A 17,626-nucleotide genomic window follows, 5' to 3' on the forward strand; every position below is an offset into this window, starting at 1 on the left:
GTCACCACCGCACCGGCAGCCGGCCGAGCCCGAACACCACGCCCTGCCTGACCGGGATCTGCTCGACCGGTACGGCCAGGTGCAGCCCGGGGATCCGGGTGAACAGGGCCCGCAACGCGATCAGCAGCTCCAACCGCCCGAGGTGCTGGCCGACGCACTGGTGGATGCCGAAGCCGAAGGTCAGATGACCGCGCGCGGCCCGCCGCACGTCCAGCACATCGGGGTGGGCGAACCGCTCCGCGTCCCGGTTGGCCCCGGGAAGCAGCAGCACGATGCCCTCACCGGCCCGGATCAGCTCGCCGTCCACCTCCAGGTCGGCGGTGGCGACGCGGACCGTGGCGCCGGTGAGCGACAGGTACCGCAGCAACTCCTCGACCGCGTCCGGCCAGCGCTGCGGCTCGGCCCGGAGCAGGTCGAGTTGGGTACGCTCGGCGAGCAGCGCGAGCACGCTCATGCCCAGCGTGTTGACGGTGATGTCCTGCCCGGCCAGCACGATGGCGATGCCCAACCCGGCCGCCTCCTCGACGGTCAGCTCACCCCCGTCGATCCGCTCGACCAGATCACGCAACTGGCCGTCCCGCAGGTCGTCCCGACCGTCGGTGAGCAGGTGCGTCAGGTAGCCGGTCATCGACCGGACCGGGTTGAACCGCTTGTAGGTCAGCGTCTGGAAGTGCTCGACGTCCGCCCCCGGCACCCCGAGCAGCCGGCCCAGGACCTCCGCGACGAGCGGCTTGGCGAACACGTCGAGCAGATCCACCGGTGGCGAGTCGGCCAGCATCCGGTCCAGGTAGGCGTCGGTGTACCGGACGATCTCCGGCTCCCAGGCGCTGATCCGCTTGAAGGTCAGGCTGGGCAGCACCGCCCGTCGCTGCCGCGAGTGCTCCGGCGGATCGGTCCGCAGCAACGCCTCGATGGTCGCCGAACCGCTCTGCCGCAGCCCCGCCATGCCGGGCACCGGCAGCGGCATGGTCGGCTGCCGTACGTCCACACTGGTGTCCGGGCTGGCCAGGATCGTCCGGGTCGCCGCATACCCGGTGACCACCCAGACCGGTCGGCCGTCGTACAGCCGCGCCCGGCTGACCGTCCCGCGATCCCGCAGTTCCCGATACTCCGCCGGCGGCTGGTACGGACACTGACGCTGTAGCGGCAGCTCAGGAAGCTGCGCGACGTCTTGCGTGGCCACGGCTCTGCTCACCGGTACCGCCCCTCTCCCCCGCTTGTCCCGTCGAGAGACGAGTCTGCTGAGGTGAGAGGGTTTCGATAAGCGACCGCCGGGCGGCGGAAAGCGCGCCCGCTCGGGTATGCCCGACCGGGTATGGGCCGTTCGGTCAGGGTGGGCCGGTCCGGCGCCTTGACCGTCCGCACCCCGCGCCCCACCGCCGGTGGCCGGGTGGCCGCGCATCCGGTGCCGGTGGTGGTGAACTCTCCAGGACGGTGCGGGTGGGGTAGCGGGGTGGTGGTCACCACGCCGGAGTCGGCCGAGCCGCTCCACAGCGTCGAGCCCCAGACGGCGGGCCGAATGGATGTCGGTCGTCGTGGTTAGGGTGCTGGCGTGGAAGACGACCGTCGTGGACTGCCCGCCCCGTTGGCCGAAGCACATGCGGGGGACTTCGACTACCGCGATGGAGCCGGTGTCGACTTCGAGCCGTACACGGAGTTCCTGGACCCGGACGAGACCACCGACTGGTGGCGGTCCTGGACCGGCAACGCCGAGCTGGACGGGGCCGGGTTCCGCGTCTTCGGGCAGGACGGCACCGGCGGCCTCGCCGCATTCTGGCTGGTACGCGCCGACGAGCCGATCGAGCGGCAACCGGTGGTGTTCCTCGGCTCGGAGGGCGAGACGGGCGTGGTGGCGCAGAACCTGGGAAGCTACCTGTGGCTGCTGGCGGACGGCTTCGGTCCCTGGGAGGCGGCGCAGTACCCGGAGCACGAGCACGAGCCGCAGCCGGACTCGCGTCTCACCGAGATCGCGCAGCGGTTCGCATCGGATCGTCGGCGGTCGGCGGGCGAGGTGATCGCGGCGGCACGCGCGGAGTTCCCCGACTTCGACACGCAGATCGACGCCCTGTGCCGATAGCGTCGCTCCTGCGGCCACGGGCGGACCTCAACCCGGAGGCGGGTGATCGGGTAGCCTGATGGCCCGAGGGCCGTTAGCTCAATGGCAGAGCTGAGGACTTTTAATCCACTGCGGACGGTTTTGCCCCTGACTGCTGCCCGCAAGGCGCTTCCGTCCGGAATCTCGTCCGCAAATCCGGGCAGAGGCGCTTCAGTATCAGCAGGTCAGCGCGGTCGTTACTCACCGTAGTTGCCGGGTCGGCAGTCGCTCGTGGCAGGAATCCAGCATCTAAGGAGAAAGTCCACCTGGGGCCGCTGGCATCCGAGCACCCACGGAGCACCCACGGGCCGTCAGCCGACGCCCGGCTGACCCGTTCGGCGGAGCGGCTGGCAACGGCGGCTCACTCGCAGCGGTCCTCGCCGCCCCGCCCCTACGCCTCGCTGCAATCCCCGGAATGCCGGTAGGCCCGCGGTCGCTGCCGCGCCGGTGGTCGCGCTCGGGGTGATCGGATGTAGGCATTGGCGCCGCACCGCGCTCTTCCCGCTTCGGTGCACCGCCGGCCCGTTACCTGGCCCGCCGCGCATCAGCACGTGCGTTCTCCGACGGTGCTGCTCGACATTGTCGAGACCCATGTACCGGGTCCGCCGCCCATAGAGGACCGTGCCCGGCTGATCAAGCTGAGTAAAGGCGATCTCGGCGACTCGTCGACCACCTCGACGTCGGCCGGCGGGGCCAGGCGCAGCAGCGCCTCCCCCAGGGAGTGGCCGATGCCGACCGCGACGGTGTTGTCGGCGCGTGGCGTGAGCATTGGGCACACCACCGCTTGGCGAATCGGATCCCTCTGCAGCGGATACGGCGGTCTCGACTTGGCCGTCGAGCTGGTGCTCGGCGGCCAGCTCGCCTGGTACGCCGAGACCGACCGGCACGCCAGCACCGTCCTCGCCCACCACTGGCCCGGCATCCCCAACCTCGGAGACATCCGCACCGTCGACTGGCCCCGGGTCGAGGCGGTCGACATCCTCACCGCCGGGTTCCCGTGCCAAGACATCTCCAACGCCGGCAAGCGGGTCGGCATCGCAGGCGAGCACTCCAGCGTCTGGAAACACGTCGCCACCGCCGTTCGCGTACTTCGACCCCGACTGCTCTTCGTGGAGAACGTCGCCGCCCTCCTCAGACGAGGGCTCGACGTCGTCCATGCCGACCTGGCCGAGATCGGGTACGACACGAGCTGGCTATGCCTACGCGCATCCGACATCGGCGCGGCCCACCGCCGAGACCGGCTGTTCCTGCTGGCCACCCCCACCCCACCGGAGGGAGGAGGTGCCGACGTTGCCGACACCCTGCGCCCGTGACGGCAAGGGCCCCGGCCACCCCTACGGCCTGCCGGACCTGATCGAGCCGACCGGCACCCGCCACGGCCTCCTGCCCACCCCGACCGCAGTGGCCTATGGGTCGAACATGTCCCCGTCGGCCGGAGCGGCCCGCCGGCCCAGCCTGGCCGGCATCGCCACGCAGCTACTGCCGACACCGACCGTGGCCGACAGTCGCTCCTCGGCGAACACCACCGCCGGCCGCACCACACCCACCGCACATGCGGGGCGGACGCTGACCGGGGCGGCCCGGCTGCTGCCGACGCCGAGGGCCAGCGACACCGGCACGCCCGGCCGGCGGGCCGGCACCGGGTGGCGGCCTCCGTTGTCGCAGGTGCTGCTGCCCACCCCCAAGGCGACCGACGGCGTCAAAGGCTGCCCAGGACAGCGGGGGTCGCACGGTGACCTCACCCTGCCCTCGGCGGTTGTGCGGGTTCCGGTGCGGACGCTGCCCACGCCGCGTGCCTCCGACGCGCACGGGCCCGGCAGGCACGGTGACGGTGGAGCGGACCTGCGCACCACCGTGGCCGGGCTGGGCCGGCCCGACGCCGACCGGTGGGGTGTGTACGCCGCGGCGGTGGCCCGGTGGGAGCTGCTGCTCGGCCGTCCGGCGCCGGCGCCGACCCAACCGGGACGGCACGGCAAACCGGTCCTCGCGCCGCCGTTCGTGGAATGGCTGATGGGCCTCGACACGCACTGGGTAACCGACCCGACGCTCGCGGTGCCGCGCACCGCCGCGCTGCGGGTCCTCGGTAACGGCGTAGTCCCCCAACAGGCAGCCGTCGCGTTGCGGCTGCTGCTGTGCCCACACCGCTGGGCGGTGCCGGCATGACCGATCCCAGGACCCTGGGCGACTACCGGTATCGGCGGGTCGGCCCGGTCGCGCTGTATCTCGGAGACGCCCGCCAGGCGCTCGCCGCGATGCCCGACGCCAGCGTCGACTGCGTCGTCACCAGCCCGCCGTTCTGGGGGTTGCGCGACTACGGCACCGGCGCCTGGAGCGGCGGTGACCCGGCCTGCCCGCACCCGCTCGGCCGGACCCGCCGTACCGACGGCATCACCTGCCCGGCCTGCCGCGCCCGGTGGGTCGACCCGCAGTACGGACTCGAAGCCACCCTGGACGACTACCTTGACAACCTCGTCGCGGTCTTCGAGCAGATCACACGAGTCCTCGCGCCGACAGGGACCTGTTGGGTCAACCTCGGCGACTGCTACAGCAGCGCCGCGCGCGGTGCTCCCAAGGGGGGCCGGCCGCAACCCGGCGGGCGTCGACCGTCAAGGCCCCGCGTCCAGGACGCTCTTGCTCCGAAGAACCTGGTCGGGGTGCCCTGGCGGGTCGCTTTCGCCCTGCAATCGCGCGGGTGGTGGCTGCGCAACGCGGTCATCTGGGCCAAGAGCAACCCGATGCCCGAGTCCGTCCGCGACCGCCTGTCCGCCAGCTACGAACTGCTGTTCCTGCTCACCAGATCCCACTCCTACTACTTCGACCTCGACCCGATCCGGATCCCGCTGGCCAGACCGCAGGCCGCTGACGGGACCCGGATCATCGGCGGGTCCCGCAAGGGCCGCACCGGCGGGATCGGGGCGACCGCACGCCGCCGCGGCACCACCGCCTACGGCACCGCCAAGTACGACGCGGAGGAGAGCCGGGTCGAGCCTCGAGCCGGGCGGGGAAACCTCGTTCCACTCGGCCACGCCCACACCGCCGCCCATCCGAAAGGACGCAACCCGGGCGACGTGTGGCGGATCGCGACCCGCCCCTACCGCGGATCGCATGTGGCGCCGTTCCCGATCGACCTACCGCTACGGGCGATCGCGGCCGGCTGCCCGCCCGGCGGTGTGGTCCTGGACCCGTTCTCCGGCGCCGGCACGACCGGTCTCGCCGCACTGCACCTCGGCCGCCGGTACCTGGGCGTCGACATCAGCCCCGCGTTCCACGACGAGGCGCTGGACCGACTCACCCCGCACCTGCCCGACGACACATCGCGCGAGGACGGCGGGTGAACCCCGCCGACGAACCGTGCCGCTAGCACCACGATGCCAGCCAGCGGCTTCAGATACAGCCCGGCAACGTCGGCGGCCCTGTCGGTCAGGCGACGGGGTCTCAGGCCATGCTCGTTCCACAGCCGCGACACGTACCGCTCGGGACGCCGCTGCTGGATGGGAGACATCGGCATCGGCGGTGTGCACACCGCCGATGCCGGTTCTCGGCCCTGCACCGGTGGATAGCTGTCACCCGGTCATTGCCGTCACCTCCCGCGCTTCGGATCGGGCTGGACCGTGTCGTCGAGCGCGAGATGGTGCTGAGCGTCGCTCAGTGCGCTGCGGGCCTGGCGGAGAAGATCACTTGCCCGGGCGACGGCCGTGCCACCGTGGTCTGAGTGGTCACCCACGTACAGCCTCAGGTCATCGCTTACGCGCGCGAGCGTCGCAACGCTGTCCTCCACCGCCCTACCGCCATGATCGCCGGATAGCAGCCGTTGGCCTGCATGGCACGGTAGGTCGCTCGGGCGGATAGGACCAGGTCTATCAAGGCGGCCGGCACGACCTTGGGGTCCTCCGGGTCGATCCCGACCGTGCCCGTTCCTGGATCCGAACCAGGCCCTGTGTCCTGCGCGTCGGAACGTGGCTGTGGTGCCGAATCGGTCACAGGATCCCCCTTTTTACATCGATTGACAAGCGGCGAACGCCGCGCGGTCGGCGCCGAACCGCTTCCGGCGCGCGCCCATGAACCCTCACCTCTTGCCGCAGGGCAAGTGCACGCCACAGCCGAATGCCGCCGGGGCCGACACCCGTCCACACGGGTCGGCGGCGGCATCCGCGACACGCCCCGGACCGGCAGCATCCAACCGCCGGCAGACGGGCCCTGATCCCACGCGGGTTTACGCGGCGGCTGGGCGGCAGCGCGCCGCCCCACGCCGTCGCCCGCGCTTCCCACAGCCCCTCTCACCTCGCGTCCTCGGAAGGACCGTCTTGCCATGACCATGCCCGACCACCACGCCGCCGACCACTCCAACCTCGAAGGCGAGCCCCCCGATGACACCGCTTGGACTGTCGATCGGATCCGCGCACTTGGCCCGTGGACCGACATCGCCACCGTGGCCCAGATTTTCGGCCTGTCGCGCGCCACCGCCTACGAACTCGCCAAACACGGTCAGTTCCCGATCGCCGTGCTGCGGTTCGGTAGTCGCTACCGGGTACCGGTCGCGGCGATCCTTGCCGCCCTCCACATGCCCGTCGGCGACGAGCATCCGCCACCGTCTGCGACTTGATCTATCGCCGAAGGCACGCGTCGATCACCCGGACGAAATCCACAGCCACCGGCTGCCCGGCAACCCGAGGAGCAACAGCACCATGGCGCAAGGATCCATCCTCAAAATCTGCACCTGCCGCGACCAGGACGGTAAGAAGCTCGGCAAAAGGTGCCCTCAGCTCCGCCGCGCCGGCGGGGCATGGAACGCCCACCACGGCAAGTGGGGATACCAACTCGAACTGCCGAGAAAGGTCGACGGCTCCCGCCGGTCGCTGCGTCGCTACACCTTCGACAGCAAGGACGACGCCGCCAAGGACCGCGACCAAGCCCTCACGCTGCTGGCGCTCGCCGGCGACGACACCGCCCTCGCGACCGAGATCGCCGACCTGCTCCAGCAAGTCAAGGCAGGCGCTCCGATGCCCGACCGCGACACCATCGCCAAACGGGTCAGCGCGGGCCTTCCCGCCAGCGTCGACATGACCGTCGGCGAATACCTACGGCAGTGGCTGGAGTCCCGACGCACCATCGAGCCGAGCACTATACGCAACTACGGCTGCCACATCCGTGTACACCTCATCCCACACCTCGGCGCCATCCCGCTGGTGAAGCTGCTCGTGGAGCACATCGCGGCGATGTTCACCGCGATCACCGACCGCAACACCGCCATCGAGGTCGCTCGGCAAAGCGAGGACCCGCAGATCCGCGCCACCGTCCGCGGCATCCGGACCACCGGCCCAGCATCCATGCAGCGCATCCGCTCCACTCTGCGCAAGGCACTCAACGATGCGATGGCACGGTCCAACAACCGGCTGATCGACTTCAACCCGGCCAAGCACGTCGAGCTGCCATCGGCGAAGCAGCCCAAGCCCCGCGTCTGGACCGACAAAGCCGTCGCACGGTGGCGTGAAACCGGGAAAAGGCCCAGCCCGGTCATGGTATGGACCCCGCAACAGGCCGGGGCATTCCTCGACTACGCCCAGGATCACGACATCGCCCTCTATCCGGTCTTCGTCGGAATCATGCACCGCGGAATGCGCCGCGGCGAGGCACTCGGCCTACGCGACACCACCGTCGACCTGCACAACGCCCTGGTGACGGTCGATCTACAGCGCACCACCGTCGGGTACGACGCCGTCGACAAGAAGGTCAAATCCGAGTCCGGCAACCGCACCTTCGCCCTGGACAGCTTCACCGCCGCCGCATGGCGCGCCTACCTCACCCGCCGCGCCCACTGGCAGCAGGTCAACGGCAGCACCTGGCCAACCACCGGATGGTTCTTCGTCCAACCCAACGGCGAAAAGTGGCACCCGGACACCGTCAGCAAGCGCTTCGACAGCCTCGTCCGCCGCGCCGGGCTGCCCCCGGTCCGGCTACACGACCTGCGGCACTGCGCCGCGACGTACCTGAAAGCCTCCGGCGCCGACCTCACCGACGTCAAGGAACTACTCGGTCACTCCACCATCACCATCACCAGCAACACCTACACCTCCGTCATCGTCGAACTACAAGTCGAGCGCGACAAAGCGGAGGCCGCCGCCGCCCTGGTTCCCCGCCGCCGACGCCCACGGGACGCATGATCCACAGAATCCGCCGACGGAACCACCTGGCATCCAACATGCCTCCCAGCACATTTTGGTTCCGGAGGTCCTCGATTATCACCACGTCACGGCATTGGGTGAGAGCCCGCTGCACCGAGCGGCTGTGCGGCTCCGAGGCCGGCGGCATCGGGTCGCCCACTCGTCGAATCTAGGCAAGGTTGAGCCACGGCAGCCGACCGCTGGGAGCGACCCGCCTCCTGGCCGCAGTATCGGGTAGCCTTATGGCCTGGCGGGCCGCTAGCTCAATGGGCAGAGCTGCTGACTTTTAATCAGTAGGTTCAGGGTTCGAGTCCCTGGCGGCCCACTCAACCGTACATTTGAGCTGCGAAGACCTCGACCGAAGGCCATCGGGCACAACTCAGTAATGATCTTGGCTGACGCGAAGTTCGGATGACATGCCGCCTGCCCGCCGCAGGAGGTTGCCGACCAGGCCGCGCGGGCGGTCCTTCTTCGGCAGCCAGTGCACGTAGGTCTCCAACGTGATCCGCAGGTTGGCGTGCCTCAGCGCCTCCTGGGGCTAGACACCGTTGCTCATGAGCGCAGTGGCGAAGAAGTGGCGCGGGGAATGGACCCCCTCGCCAGCGGACCGACCTCCGGGGCAGTCCTTCGGCCACCCAGCGGCCTCACGCCAGCCCCGCCCACAGCTCTGACCATCAGGGGTGTCCGTCAACAGCTTCCCGTGTCGAGTCATCAACTCCATAGCCCGCCGGACTGTCGGAGCTGCGCCCTACGCTGGCCGACATGGCCTTGAAACCCGCGCACGTCCGCTGTCCGCTATATGCAGCGTTGCGCGACGAGAGTACGACAGTGGATGTGCAGGAAGTCCTGGCGGCTGACTGGCTGGCTTCGCAGCCGGGTTCACCCCTGATTCTGGTCGGCCAGATCAGGGACTACGGCGATAGCATGCTTGCCGAGCAGTTTCCGCGTGCCGTGGTCGGGAAACTCGGGCAGCGGACTGGTGCTGGCCACCGTGGACCACTGCTCGTCGCCTGGCCCAGTCTTGCGCACCTCGCCCAGTTGCAGCATCTGGGCAGTGCAGAGGCGATCTGCGTCATCGAGGGTGTCGGGGTACTCCAGGCGCCGTGGCTTCGCGCCCAACGCGCCATCGACCTCGCCACCGGTGTCAGGCTGGAGCCCAAGGCGGACATCGTTTCGCCGGTCGTTGCTGCCGCAGTAAGGTCGCTCATTCCGATGCTCAATGGCTTGAGTTCTTCACGGGACAAGCCAACTGTGGTCGATGCCTTCTGCCGCCTCAAGGCCAGCGGCTACGGGTTGGACCCAATCGCGGTGTACGAGTTCGCCCTGCACGTCGGCGCGGACGGCGGCGAGGCGTCCCTGATGTATGAGGTGACCACCAAGCTGCGCGCGGGGCACAACTTCCGACGGAGCCAGCGCCTTCGGGCCGACATGGTTCGCCAGTGGGAGAGAGAGGCAGCGGCGCTCGGCGGTCGTATCTGACGGTGTGCCCGGGGTGCTCCAGCAGTCGGTGTGCAGAGGGGCCTGGTCGCGCCTGAGCTGCGCCGACCTGGTCAAGATCGCCCGAAGGTCATGGTGTCAACGCCACCATGGCATCCTGCCGAGCCAGGTGAAATGGGCAAGAGAAGCGGTGGCGGACGCCGACGACACCGCCGAGGATAGTTGTCACCGAGGCGGTCAGCCCTCGCGGCGCTTGGCGGCAACGGGCGACCGCTGTCGCGGGATGTCCTGGCCGACGTGATGCGCTAGACCGGGCACGCGGTGGCAAACGCCCGCACCTCGCTCCTGGTGAGACGCCCATATGCGCAGTAAAAAGCCCTGTAGCCAGCCATGCGTTCGCGGATGAGTCCAGCGTGCGGCGCGACATCGTGGCGTAGCTCTACGGCCTGCGACGGTCGGCGACGTGCTGCTGTCTTATGTGAAGCCACAGCGTCTGGCGGCTCGGATCCGGGTTGTTGGGTCTGCTGCACCAGCCACCCGATGCCGACGCAGGTCGTCAACAGGCCGGGCACGGTTGCCGGCGAGCGGTCGGGAGCTCTATCTATCGTTGCGGAGGCCACTCGCCGATGCGGGGGGCACTGGCCCGTGGTGCTGGCGCCGTATGTCCCTCACTCGCTGCTCGGTGACCCCCGTCGCCTCGACCAGCTGGGCGACGCTGACGCCCGCCTGCATCAGCATCGCCAGCGTCCGCGCGAGCTGCGCCGTCACCTAATGGGAGTAGAAGCGGTACCGCCAGCCGTGAGCCGGCCGGGTAGCAGCTGGGAACGGGCGCAGTGGCGAGGCCGTACAGCTCGCAGGAGTCACCGCGGCGCAACGCGTCTAGGCCGTGTTTCATAGCTCGGGTCGGAGCCACTCGTTGATCGCGGCGACGTGGACCGTGGCCTGGTAGCGCACGGCGAGCTTGTCGAACCTGGTGGCCATGGCTCGATGGCGTTTGAGCTGGTTGATGCCGCACTCCACGGCGTGACGTTGCTGGTAGATGTGGGCGTCGAAGGTCGGCGGTCGGCCGCCCTTGGACCCCTTTCTGCGCCGGCTTGCGGCCTGATCGATCTTGATCGGGATCGTGGCTGGGATGCCACGTCGGCGTAGGTGCTCCCGGTTGGCGCGGGAGCTGTATGCCTTGTCCGCGAGGACCCGGTCGGGTCGGGTGCGGGGTCGGCCGCCGTCGGGCCGGGGACCCGGATGCGGGCCAGGACCCGGGTGAACTGCGGACTGTCACCGCGCTGCCCGCCGGTCAGCAGCATCGACAGCGGCTTGCGGCCCTGCTCGCAGGCCAGGTGCAGTTTGGTGGTCCAGCCACCTCGTGACCGACCCAGAGCGTGATCAGCCGGCTCGTCCTCGACCCCGCCGGGTGGTTCCTTCTGCAACTCGGGTCGGGTGCGGGCGCCGGCGGCGTGCTGATGCGCCCGAGCGATCGTCGAGTCGACGCTGACGTCCCAGGTGATCAGACCGGCGGCGTCGGCGCGGGTCTGCAACCCGGTGACGAACCGCTGCCACACCCCGGCACGCTGCCAACGGCGGAACAGCCCGTAGACCGTCTGCCAGGGCCCGTAACACTCCGGAACATCCCGCCAGGGCGAGCCCACCCGGACCCGCCACCGGATCCCATCGATGAGCTGCCGTTTACTCCACTTCAGCGGTCGCCCTGGCTTCTTACCCCTCGGCAGCAGCGGTTCCAGCGCCGCCCACTGCACGTCAGTCAGGTCGAACCGCCTCGTCACCGGTATGGTGGCCACGAGGTCTCCGTGCTGATGGTCTGTCTTGGTCGATGAACCATCTACCGGAGACCTCACTACGTATCGATCACCGACACGCCGAGATCTCCCTGGCCGGGACTAACTGGCCAACCGCAGCTATGAAACAGGGCCTAGCGGGCCTACCGGACCCGCGCCGAGCTGCAAGATCATCTTCGAAGGGGCTGCTCTATCCAGCTCGGTCGCGCCCCACTGTGGCTGAGGGGCGGCGCGGTGATTCGCTCGTTCGGTGCGGGCCGAGGTGGGAACGCTAGTGTCCAGTTCATCACGCTTAGTAGTTCTGCCAGAGAACTTTGGACCTGCATCGGTGGTGCCGGGCGGTGCCCCGACTCCGGTTGCGCCATGCCGGGTGTGGCGCATCGGCTGACCTCGCGTTGGCAGCCCTCGGCCGGACTGCGGGAGGGGGTGGGGGCTGACCTTCCCGCGCGCAGATCTGTCGTCGGAGGGTGGCGCGAGCTTTCGTTACTCACCGAGGTCGATGTTGACACGAGCCGTCATGCATGTTTCGCTCTAGTTGAAGCCAGATAGCATCGACGTTCACAAAATCGGGGGATTCATGAAACGTCTCGGCACTTAATAAAATTTTCTGGGCAGGCTGCGGCCATTCGCCGATCCCTCGCCACTGTAGGCCAGGGGTGGAGCCCGTGCGCAGCTACAGCTAAGCGGACGCCCGGCTCGTCTTCTTGTCGCTCAACATCTTCGCCCGTGCGAAGAATGAGGCGTATTCAACGCTGCACAACCCGCTCCCGGGTGGCTATGGCCCCCGCACGCGAAAGTCTGTGGCCAAAGCAAGAATGCCGCAGCTTAAGGTGCGTCGCGATGATCGCGATCAAATATCTGACCCACTGTCCCAGCCTGGAGGTTTATCTCACCGTGAGCACTGATTCGATCCCCGCCGCAGCGGCACCCTCCGACCTGACCATGGACGACCTTGCCCGGGTACTGTTCGGACACGCGGCATTTCAGTACTTGAATGCCGCGTGTGAGCTGGGGTTGTTGGACCTCCTGCTCGACGACCCCAAGCTGACGAAGCCGGAGATCGGCCAACGTCTTGGCCTCGACGAGCGGGCCAACGACATTCTTCTCCTCGGCTGTACGGCGCTCGGCATTACCAAGAAGAGCGACGGCCGGTACGAGACTGCACAGGTCTTGACCGACATGCAGGAGGGTGGTGATCTGCAGCGCTTGAAGGACACCGTGGCCTTCGAACAGTACATCGTCTACGAGGGGCAACTCGACTTCACGGAGTCGCTGCGGCGCAACCGGAACGTGGGCCTGCGCCGAGTGCGTGGCACCGGTGCCAACCTCTACCACCGCTTGTCGGAGAACCCCGAGCTCGAGCGGGTCTTCTACACCTACATGCGGTCCTGGTCGGAGCTTGCGAACAGGGAGCTCACCAGGGAACTCGACCTGAGTGGGGCGAAGCACCTGCTCGATTGCGGTGGCGGCGACGCCGTCAACGCCATCGCCCTCGCGAAAGCGAACCCGCATCTCCAGGTCACGGTCATGGAGATTCCGGCGACGGCGCGAATCACCAAGCGACGGATCGCCGACGAAGGACTCAGTGGCCAGATCGACGTAGTCGCGGGCGACATGTTCAACGATCCGTTCCCTAGTCAGTGCGACGTGATTCTCTTCGCCCACCAGATGGTCATATGGACGCTTGAGGAGAACACGCATTTGATGCGTCGGGCCTATCAGGCGTTGCCTGACGGCGGCCAGCTGGTCATCACCAACTCGATGTCGAACGACGAAGGTGATGGACCGACGGTGGCCGCTCTCGACAGTGTCTACTTCGCGTCCCTGCCCTCGGAAGGCGGCATGATCTATTCGTGGGAACAGCATGAAAACTGTATGCGCGAGGCCGGCTTCAAGAACATCAGGCGCAAGCAGTTCAGTGGCTGGACGCCGCACGGGATGATCACGGGCCAGCGGTCGTAGTTGGCGGTTGACCTGCCGAGGTGGCATTGGGTCCGGACCGCAGAAGCTTCCACCGTGCCTTGGGGAAGGAGGTCGTCCATGAGTTCCGCGCCGCACGACGATCAGCATCATCCGACGGAACAAGCAGGAGGCGGTCGCGTCTATGACCGGCATAGGCACGGTGTCCACAATCTTCAGCGAACGGAAGTGATCGCGGACCCTTACCGCTACATTCAGCAGCTCCAAGAACTGGGCCCAGTGTTCTACGACGAAACCAGTCGGGTCTGGGTCTGCACTGGCTACGAAGAGTCGGTGAAGGTGCTCACCCGTCACGCCACGTTCTCGTCCGCCAGACTAATTGGCTCCGAGGAGTTGCAGAGCAGAGGGCTGGGGGAAGCCGCTGACGTCGTAGGGATGCTGCAGAAGCAACTCCTCTTCAAGGACCCGCCTGCTCATACCGCGGTCCGCGAAGCTCTCCGGGAGCACTTCTCCGGCCCCCGTGTCCGCGCCTGGGGCCACGTCATGCAGGACATCGTTCGCCGGGCACTGTCAGGTCTACCAGCACACGGAAACGCGGACATCATCGCCGACTTCGCCGCCAACCTCTCCACGCCGCTCATCGCCGCCCTGCTGGGGATGGAGGGGCGGGAGAGCGAGATATCCAGGTGGGCGGACGCTTACGAGACCCTCCTCGGCAGCGTCTCCGCCCTGCCTGACGTACGCGACAAGACAGTCATACCGGTGCTCGCCGACGCACTGGCAGCCCTGCAGGCGGCCGGCCGTGACCGGCTGGACGGCGAGCAGGAGGACCTCCTCAGTGCGCTGGTCCGAGCAGGGCGTCCGCACGAACTCGATAAGTCTGGTGTCGATGAGCTCCTGTACGAGGTCGCGGCGAACTGTGTCGTCCTGGCCGGTGGCGGCTACCAGACGTTGACCCATCTGGTATCGACCGGGTTGCGCCTGTTCGACCGATACCCCGAACAACAACGGCTCCTCCGCGAGGTCCCCGATCTCATCGACTCGGCCGTGAACGAGATATTGAGGTTGGACGGCTCAAGCCAGTACCTCGCACGGCGCGTCACCGAGACGACACTCCTCGGCGGTCACGAGATCGCGGCCGGACAGAGTGTTCTCGTCCATCTCGGAGCAGCGAACGTGGATCCACGGAAGTTCACGGATCCACTGTCTTTCGACATCCAACGCAGGGAGGCCCGACACTTGGGCTTCGGTCTCGGTCGCCACTACTGCATCGGGGCACCGTATGCCGAGCGTCTCGCCGGGATGGCGATTCTCCAGTTCCTGGAGAAGTATCCTGATTACAGCTTTGACGATGATCCTGAGGCCTTGCGTTGGGGCCCCCACCCCAACACCCGCTGTCTGGCGACGGCGCCGATCCGACTCGGCCGGCATGAGGGCCAGCCTGCGGATTCTGCTCCTGCTTCTCGCACAGACGGTCTTGCGGACCGACCGCGGAGCGGAGCTGCGGAGGCCTCAGCCACCCTGCGTTGGAGCGGCACCGTCCGAGGTCAAGCCGACCACGATCCCTGGCACGTGAAATTCTCTGAACAGGCGACGCTGCAGCCGGACAGCATCGCGGTGGAAGCCGAGACCGAAGCTCTCACCTATCGCGAGCTGGACCGTAGAAGCAACACACTCGCCTATCAGTTGCGTAGCTTCGGCGTGCAGCCGGAAACAGTCGTTGCCATCGTGATGGAACGGGGGACGGACTTCGTCTGTGCCGTGCTCGCCGTCGCGAAGGCGGGTGGCGCCTTCGTCCTGGCCGACGTCACCTGCCCCCGAGACCGACTTGCCGGAATGCTGGACGAGTCGAAAGCATCCCTGGTGTTGACCGACGCCGCATCGTTCGTCGAGTTTCAAGCCTTCTCGCTACGCACGCCTACGGTAGTCGTCTCGACCTCACCGGACCACGAGTCGGCGCCGGTCACCGGAGTCAACGTAGGAAACACCGCCTATGTCGTCTTCACGAGCGGATCGACTGGCCGGCCGAAGGCGATCGCCATCAGCCACGAGGGTGTGTCGAACCTGTACGAAGGACTGAACGACATCTTTCGGCTTGGCCCCACCGACCGGGTGCTGCAGTTCCTGTCGCCGAACTTCGACGGGTGCATCTCAGACATCGCCCTGACCCTCCTGTCAGGAGCGACCCTCGTGTTCGCGGACAGCGCGAAGCTACAGGTGGGCCCACCGTTGGCCAGGACGCTGAAGCACCGAAGGATCACCTCCGTCATCATGACGCCGTCGGTGTGGTCGGGCCTGCCGTACACCGACCTTCCGGACCTCAGGATCGCAGCTGCGGCCGGCGAACGACTAGCCTCACCCATCGTTCGAAAATGGCGTGGCCAGCGTCGGCGATTCCTGAACATCTACGGTCCGGCGGAAGCGGCGGCGCTGACCGCGTGGCATGAGTGCGGCGACAGTGACGATAGGCCGCCCATTGGCCGGCCGGCGACGAACAGACGGGTATACGTGCTCGACGGCGACCGTCCCGTGCCCGTCGGGGTAGAGGGAGAGTTGTGTGTCGGTGGCATCGGCTTGGGTCGTTATCTTAATCGCCCTGACCTAATGGAGGAGCGGTTCAGAGCGGACCACTTCGTTGACAGGCCTGGCCAGCTCATCTATCGCACGGGCGATCGTTGCCGGTGGCGACCGGACGGAACCTTGGAGTTCATTGGACGAGCCGACCGGCAGGTGAAGATCCGAGGTCACCGAATCGAGCTGAACGAGGTGGAGAACGTCATCGCCGAGTTCGCACAGATCGCCGCCTGCACCGTCTATGAGGCAGACGGGCAGTTGAAAGCCAATGTCGTGGTCACCGAAGGGACCCTCGACGAGGAGGGGCTTCGGCGATTTCTTTCGCCGCGGTTGTATCCTCCGATGATTCCGTCCGTGTTCCAGCAGGTCGAAGACAGCGGGCGCACGATCAACGGCAAGGCCGACTGGCAGATCCCTCAGGCCAGCGGCCTGAAGGTTCGCTCCACCAGTAGCGCTCCGGGCACCCTGACGTGGCAGTCAGCGGAGCAACCCGACGGCGCGGACACGGCGTGGAACCAGGCCCGTGTGACCTGGGCCGTGGCCCAGTTGTTCGCCCAGTGCCTGCGGCTGCCGCTCCACCGGGTCAAGAGCCATTCCGACTTCCACTCACTCGGCGGGGACTCACTCTCCACCGCTGAGCTCTTCAACTTGATCAATGAGAGGTTCGGGATCTCAATCGAGTTCGAGTCCCTATTAGACAACTGCACGCCGGAAGTTCTGACTGTGGAAGTCATCCAACAGATGCCGCCACAGCGCTCCGCCGCGCCACCCTCGACGCGGGTCGCCGCATGAGCGGCGAGCGGGGCCCGGAGACACCTCAGCTTCGGGTGAAGGTCGGGGGCCCGGACGATGCCACCGAGGGCAGCGTGCTGTACGTGCACGGCACACTGGACTCGTCGGCGAGCTTCAGCCGGGGCTCACGCAGATACCTTCCCCAGTGGCGCTCACTCGCGTACGACCGTCGTGGGTGGGGCCACTCGCGCCAGCCCGGGCACGCCACGTGTGGACTGGGTAGGCATGTGGCCGACCTGCAGGACATCCTGGCCAGGCACCAGCCCGACATCGTCGTCGGTCACAGCTACGGTGGCCTGGTCGCGCTCAATGCTCTCGGGCAGTCGCCAGCGCTGGCCGGTGCGCTCGTGGTTTACGAGCCACCGATCCGCTGGCTCCCGTGGTGGCCTGACCTGGCGCCCTGGGAAGCGCTCGTCCGAGAGACGGGCACCGAGGACCCGACCGAAGCCGTCAGGGCACTGCGTGCCGCAGTGCTGGGGCGAGAGGTCACGAAGGGTACCGGCCGACCAGACGCTGACCTCGAGGACGGCCGGGCACTACTAGCCGAGATGTCCGACGCTGAACTCAACACCGTGGGATTCGAGCCGCTCACTTTCGGTGTACCGACTGTTGCAGCGGCCGGCGTGGACTCGCTGGAACACGATCGCCGCACAACTCGTGGCCTAGCCGAACTCGTCCTGCGTGGCGTGTATGTCGAGCTTCCACGTACGGCGCACATCGCACACATCACGGATCCAGAGGCGTTCTTCGGTCTCGTACGACGCGCAAAGGAACTGCGGCGCCAGGCGGAGCCTGCGGGATCTGATCACCACCTGACGTTGTCAGACCAGACGTGACACGTGCACATAGGGAGC

At 67.6% G+C, this 17,626-nt stretch carries 12 protein-coding genes and 1 tRNA gene; 11 read left to right on the plus strand and 2 right to left on the minus strand.

What is annotated here, in order from left to right; genetic code table 11:
* Window position 1 precedes the first annotated feature (1 nt).
* The gene (locus ACQVFL_RS00385) at window positions 2–1,183 is read right to left on the minus strand and encodes a cytochrome P450 (protein WP_396691984.1); all 1,182 of its coding nucleotides are present in this window, start codon (window positions 1,181–1,183) and stop codon (window positions 2–4) included.
* 369 nt (window positions 1,184–1,552) lie between these two features.
* Here ACQVFL_RS00385 and ACQVFL_RS00390 point away from each other — a divergent pair, with 369 nt between their 5' ends.
* From ACQVFL_RS00390 to ACQVFL_RS00425, 8 genes are all read left to right on the plus strand, one after another.
* Window positions 1,553–2,077: an SMI1/KNR4 family protein gene (locus tag ACQVFL_RS00390; RefSeq protein WP_431728289.1), complete on the plus strand. Its 525-nt coding sequence runs from the start codon at window positions 1,553–1,555 to the stop codon at window positions 2,075–2,077.
* A gap of 746 nt (window positions 2,078–2,823) precedes the next feature.
* Complete coding sequence (locus ACQVFL_RS00395; RefSeq protein WP_431728290.1) at window positions 2,824–3,408, plus strand: DNA cytosine methyltransferase; 585 nt, start codon at window positions 2,824–2,826, stop codon at window positions 3,406–3,408.
* A complete protein-coding gene (locus ACQVFL_RS00400) occupies window positions 3,377–4,258 on the plus strand; it encodes a hypothetical protein (RefSeq protein ID WP_431728291.1) in 882 nt (293 codons plus the stop codon). Before ACQVFL_RS00395 ends, ACQVFL_RS00400 begins: the two co-directional genes overlap by 32 nt.
* Window positions 4,255–5,430: a DNA-methyltransferase gene (locus ACQVFL_RS00405; protein WP_431728292.1), complete on the plus strand. Its 1,176-nt coding sequence runs from the start codon at window positions 4,255–4,257 to the stop codon at window positions 5,428–5,430. Before ACQVFL_RS00400 ends, ACQVFL_RS00405 begins: the two co-directional genes overlap by 4 nt.
* Before the next feature lie 974 nt (window positions 5,431–6,404).
* Window positions 6,405–6,698 (plus strand): helix-turn-helix transcriptional regulator, encoded by a 294-nt coding sequence (locus ACQVFL_RS00410; RefSeq protein ID WP_431728293.1) that lies wholly within the window; start codon window positions 6,405–6,407, stop codon window positions 6,696–6,698.
* An 82-nt stretch (window positions 6,699–6,780) separates the two neighbouring features.
* Window positions 6,781–8,256, plus strand: coding sequence for a site-specific integrase (locus ACQVFL_RS00415; protein WP_431729924.1), 1,476 nt, complete (start codon window positions 6,781–6,783; stop codon window positions 8,254–8,256).
* 252 nt (window positions 8,257–8,508) lie between these two features.
* A tRNA-Lys gene (locus tag ACQVFL_RS00420) sits at window positions 8,509–8,581 on the plus strand.
* Window positions 8,582–9,018: 437 nt separating this feature from the next.
* Window positions 9,019–9,735 (plus strand): hypothetical protein, encoded by a 717-nt coding sequence (locus tag ACQVFL_RS00425; RefSeq protein WP_431728294.1) that lies wholly within the window; start codon window positions 9,019–9,021, stop codon window positions 9,733–9,735.
* Between the two features lie 849 nt (window positions 9,736–10,584).
* On the opposite strand, the gene ACQVFL_RS00430 is transcribed toward ACQVFL_RS00425, so the two are convergent.
* Window positions 10,585–11,489 (minus strand): IS5 family transposase gene (locus ACQVFL_RS00430; RefSeq protein WP_176094349.1). Its coding sequence is split into 2 segments (ribosomal slippage): window positions 10,585–10,928 and window positions 10,928–11,489, totalling 906 coding nucleotides; the frame shifts between segments, so codons are not numbered across the junction.
* A gap of 837 nt (window positions 11,490–12,326) precedes the next feature.
* On the opposite strand from ACQVFL_RS00430, the gene ACQVFL_RS00435 reads away from it, so the two are divergent.
* The 3 genes from ACQVFL_RS00435 (at window position 12,327) to ACQVFL_RS00445 (ending at window position 17,608) form a co-directional block, all read left to right on the plus strand.
* Window positions 12,327–13,448 carry a methyltransferase gene (locus tag ACQVFL_RS00435; RefSeq protein WP_431728295.1) on the plus strand — a complete coding sequence of 374 codons (1,122 nt, stop codon included), beginning with the start codon at window positions 12,327–12,329 and terminating at the stop codon, window positions 13,446–13,448.
* A gap of 78 nt (window positions 13,449–13,526) precedes the next feature.
* Window positions 13,527–16,772 carry an amino acid adenylation domain-containing protein gene (locus ACQVFL_RS00440; protein WP_431728296.1) on the plus strand — a complete coding sequence of 1,082 codons (3,246 nt, stop codon included), beginning with the start codon at window positions 13,527–13,529 and terminating at the stop codon, window positions 16,770–16,772.
* Window positions 16,769–17,608 carry an alpha/beta fold hydrolase gene (locus ACQVFL_RS00445; protein WP_431728297.1) on the plus strand — a complete coding sequence of 280 codons (840 nt, stop codon included), beginning with the start codon at window positions 16,769–16,771 and terminating at the stop codon, window positions 17,606–17,608. The genes ACQVFL_RS00440 and ACQVFL_RS00445 overlap by 4 nt, the downstream gene beginning before the upstream one ends.
* Window positions 17,609–17,626 lie beyond the last annotated feature (18 nt).

It is taken from the genome of Verrucosispora sp. TAA-831, assembly GCF_050780145.1.
GTDB lineage: Bacteria > Actinomycetota > Actinomycetes > Mycobacteriales > Micromonosporaceae > Micromonospora.